This is a genomic window from Faecalicatena orotica, from assembly GCF_905197545.1.
Lineage (GTDB): Bacteria > Bacillota > Clostridia > Lachnospirales > Lachnospiraceae > Faecalicatena_A > Faecalicatena_A orotica.
The window spans coordinates 1-3764 of sequence record NZ_CAJJZH010000028.1 but is presented as its reverse complement, the minus strand read 5'-3'; the positions used below and the strand labels follow the sequence as shown (position 1 = coordinate 3764).

Sequence of the window (3764 nt, the reverse complement as noted above, 5' to 3'; positions counted from 1 at the left end):
TTATCAAACCAAGGTTTGGATGGAAACGGTTGGCTGCGGTTGGTTTAATTGCCTGCCTAGTGGCAGGGAGTGGATGTATGGTGGCTATGGGGACGAAGTCGTATTTTTATCGTGGGAGGGTAAGAACCGAATTTGATAATGGTATAGTATTTAACAATGATTCTAACAAAATTGCAGTTAATGGTGAAGAGGAGGCATATGTAGTTATTGAGAAAGAATTGGGTATAAAGCCTTTAAAATTGGGTTATATTCCTTCAGATATGGTCTTTTCTGGTTTAGACATTGAAAAGGGCATAGCATACATGAGATTTGATTATTCGCAACAAAATGTTTTTTTAATCCAGTCGAAATATGATACTGAAGTCTCATTTAATCATAATTCAGAATATGAGAAACAGAAGATTGTGCATAGTAAATGGTTATCCCAAGATATTGAAATAAACAAAGAGATACTATCTGATGGTAATGAAAGATATGAAGCATCTATAATAATTGATGGAGCATATTACAGACTATCAGGTGTGATATGTCAAGAGGAATTTGAAAATATGGTAGAAAGATTATCATTCTAGCTTTAGAGTAGGGGGATACAAATGAAAAAAGTTATATTATTACTAATCAATGCTATATTAATTATGTCAATGTTATCAATGAATGTATTTGCTAAACCGTATAATCCAGATAGGTACACATCTGTAGATGAGGACTCTGCGCTCTTGCCTGAGACTGCAAGGCATAGTAAAGTATCTGAATGGGCTAAGAGGAGAGGCGACTTTTTTATGGGTGCTGATTTAGCGATTTCAAATGAGGGAAATGGGGACATTGGAGCTGTAGGTATTGCATATATGGCAAAACCAGTTGATGAGGCTTACATAACTGTATATTTAGATAGATGGGATGCGCAGGCAGAACGCTGGAGGCAAGTAACCTATTATGATGCTGAATTTTATGCTAAAGATTACCCGGATGGTTTAAACTCGCCAAGTGTTAATATAACATTTAAAAAACAGGATAAAGGTTATTATTATCGTCTTAGAGGAGTTTTTGGGGCTGTCTATAATGATGTATTCGAAGGATTTAGCCCTATTACAGACGGAATACTTATTCAGTAATTAATGGATATGTTATATTTGTTTCCCTTAGGGAGATATAGAAATATTTACATTTAAACGTAATTATCCATAATCAGTATCTAAAAAGGGCAACACCACGGTTTAGGTGTGCCCTTTTTAAATTTGAATAGAAATTTGTAACGATATATCAAGTATCAATTAGTAAAATTATTACCGCCCCTTAAACTGCTTCAACGCCCGAGCCAACTGATCCGGACAAGACGTAGGTCTGGGACCGCACTGGATTCCGTCCAGTCTTCGGATGGCCTCATCTACGTCCATGCCCTCGATGAGCCGGGACAGGCCCTGGGTGTTGCCGGAGCAGCCGCCTACAAACTGGACATTGGTCAGTTTATTATCTTTTACTTCAAAGGATATCTCCCTGGAACAGACCCCTTGTGTTTTAAATCTCATGTGTAGTGCCTCCTGTGATAAATTCGTGTATATCCGATTATGCCTTATGCAAAAGATAATGTCAAGTGAGAACAAGCTTTGAACTTGAAAATCTGCGAGCTTCCTATATAATAGAAGAATAGTACAAGACAGAAGGAGGTAATTATGCTAGGAATTATTGGAGCCATGGACGAGGAAGTGGCTATGATTAAGGCGCAGTTAACGGATGTACAGGTGGAGACAAGAGCTGCCATGGACTTTTATAAAGGAAAGCTGGAGGGGAAAGAGGTAGTGGTGGTCCGCTCCGGAATCGGTAAGGTCAATGCAGCTATGTGTACCCAGATTCTGGCAGATATATATGGTGTAACAGGTGTGGTAAACACAGGAATAGCAGGTTCCCTGAAGGCAGAGATTGACATTGGGGACATTGTGCTATCCAGCGATGCAGTTCAGCATGATATGGATGCAACCGGATTTGGCTATGAACCGGGACAGATACCCAGGGTGGAGACACTGGCTTTTAAGGCAGATGAAGGTCTTATACATCTTGCTGAGGAATGTTGTTCCAAAGTCAATCCGGACATCCATACCTTCGTAGGACGAGTGGTGACTGGAGACCAGTTCATTTCTGATAAGGGAAAAAAGAAGTGGCTGACAGATATCTTTGGAGGATATTGTACAGAGATGGAAGGGGCAGCCATAGCCCAGGCCTGTTATCTTAACTCCATCCCATTCCTCATTGTTAGGGCTATTTCTGATAAGGCAGATGACAGTGCCACAGTAGATTACCCTGCTTTTGAGGCTAAGGCCATTATTCACAGTGTTAATCTGCTTACTGAGATTGTACGTTCCATTTGATTCAGATAACTATTGATGGGCAGTCAATTTATACTATTTGTATTTATGAATAACAGTTTTATATATAACACATTTATAAAAAGGACACTTACAAATGGCATGCTTACAAATAGTACACTTACAAACAGCAGACTCATAAACAATACACGCATGACTCATTAATAATCGGACCTCTGGATATGACAAGATTCAGAGGTCTGTTTTATAAGAGAGGGGGATGGTATGGAAAAGAAAAGGAAGTGGATGATATTTGGGGGAACAGCGGTTGTTGTTGTGGGAGTATTTCTTTGCATTGCAGCTTTATTCCTATATAAAGGAGTGACTCTCTTTTTTGATAGGGAAATAGTTGCAGACCAGTATCTGGAACAGATGACGTCGGCAGCATCCCAGGGGGACAGAGATGCCATGCGTTCTCTGTATATGCCAGGAGCGGTACCGAAAGAACATATGGAAAGGCAAATACAGGAAAATGTGGATATATGGGGCAAAAGTCAGTTAGATTCTTTTAAAAAGAAGGGGTTAAATATCCGGACCAGTACTAAAAACGGTGTAAAAACTAAATCTGTGGAGTGCAGCTACGGAATAAAAACAGAGGATGGGCAGCGGTTTACGGCAATCCTTAATAGAATGGAATCGTCAGATGGAAACCAGGGAATCATCAGTTTTATCATTAGGGACAATGTATCCTTAAATCCACAGGGAACGCTGCGCTCCATCAGTCATTGGAATGTATTTCAATGGGGATTGTTCCTGTTGTCACTTATCATGATTTTCTCTACCATTGCGACTGCCATCATATGCTACAGACAGAATCCGAGATATAAATGGGGATGGATTATATTGATATTAATAGCCTATCTGTCTATGGGTTTTTCCGTTATTCGTACACCAAACACGTGGGAATTTAAGGTCAACTGGTCGGCAGCCACAGTCCGGCTCAGCCGGTATGTTACATATGAGAATGGCAGCAGGGAGTTCCGGCTGTTCCTTCCGGCAGGTATGGCAGTGTACTGGATCATGAAAAAACGGTTGGACCGGGAATCTGTTCATAAGAAGTATGGAGACCGGGAAGCCGCCCCAAAGAAGCATGGAAACTGGGAATCTGGCCAGGAGAAGCGTGGTAACCGGGAATCTGTTCATAGGAAGCATGAAAACCAGGAAACCGGCCTTGAGAATCGTGCAGACCGGGAAACCGGTCCGGAGAATCGTGCAGGCCGGGAAACCGGTCCGGAGAATCGCGCAGACCGGGAAACCGGCCCGGTGAAGCGTGCAGACCGGGAAACCCGCCCGGAGAAGCGCGCAGGCCAGGAAACCCGCCGGGAATAGCGCCCGGATACAGACAGAGAATCCTGGCGTATACCTTAACTGTCTAAAGCAAAATCTTACCTCTCAGAATCGTTT

At 41.9% G+C, this 3764-nt stretch carries 5 protein-coding genes; 4 read left to right on the top strand and 1 reads right to left on the bottom strand.

Going from position 1 to position 3764, the window contains the following annotated elements:
* Together ABIN22_RS23310 and ABIN22_RS23305 are read left to right on the top strand one after the other, a co-directional pair.
* Nucleotides 1–572: DUF4367 domain-containing protein (locus tag ABIN22_RS23310; RefSeq protein WP_346911598.1), on the top strand; the 572-nt coding region annotated here is incomplete at its 5' end.
* A 21-nt stretch (nucleotides 573–593) separates the two neighbouring features.
* Nucleotides 594–1112 (top strand): DUF6147 family protein, encoded by a 519-nt coding sequence (locus ABIN22_RS23305; RefSeq protein ID WP_227129149.1) that lies wholly within the window; start codon nucleotides 594–596, stop codon nucleotides 1110–1112.
* 171 nt (nucleotides 1113–1283) lie between these two features.
* Here the strand turns inward: ABIN22_RS23305 and ABIN22_RS23300 are convergent, their stop codons facing one another.
* Nucleotides 1284–1526 carry a TIGR03905 family TSCPD domain-containing protein gene (locus ABIN22_RS23300; RefSeq protein WP_002566355.1) on the bottom strand — a complete coding sequence of 81 codons (243 nt, stop codon included), beginning with the start codon at nucleotides 1524–1526 and terminating at the stop codon, nucleotides 1284–1286.
* Nucleotides 1527–1670: 144 nt separating this feature from the next.
* Between ABIN22_RS23300 and ABIN22_RS23295 the strand changes: the two genes are divergently transcribed.
* On the top strand, nucleotides 1671–2363 hold the full coding sequence (locus ABIN22_RS23295; RefSeq protein ID WP_002589258.1) for a 5'-methylthioadenosine/adenosylhomocysteine nucleosidase: 693 nt from the start codon (nucleotides 1671–1673) through the stop codon (nucleotides 2361–2363).
* A gap of 222 nt (nucleotides 2364–2585) precedes the next feature.
* Complete coding sequence (locus ABIN22_RS23290; protein WP_227129148.1) at nucleotides 2586–3689, top strand: hypothetical protein; 1104 nt, start codon at nucleotides 2586–2588, stop codon at nucleotides 3687–3689.
* Nucleotides 3690–3764 lie beyond the last annotated feature (75 nt).

Excerpts from the sequence above, each read along its gene's own strand:
- ABIN22_RS23305 (WP_227129149.1), top strand. The coding sequence starts at position 594 with ATGAAAAAAGTTATATTATTACTAATCAATGCTATATTAATTATGTCA.
- ABIN22_RS23300 (WP_002566355.1), bottom strand. The coding sequence starts at position 1,526 with ATGAGATTTAAAACACAAGGGGTCTGTTCCAGGGAGATATCCTTTGAA.
- ABIN22_RS23295 (WP_002589258.1), top strand. The coding sequence starts at position 1,671 with ATGCTAGGAATTATTGGAGCCATGGACGAGGAAGTGGCTATGATTAAG.
- ABIN22_RS23290 (WP_227129148.1), top strand. The coding sequence starts at position 2,586 with ATGGAAAAGAAAAGGAAGTGGATGATATTTGGGGGAACAGCGGTTGTT.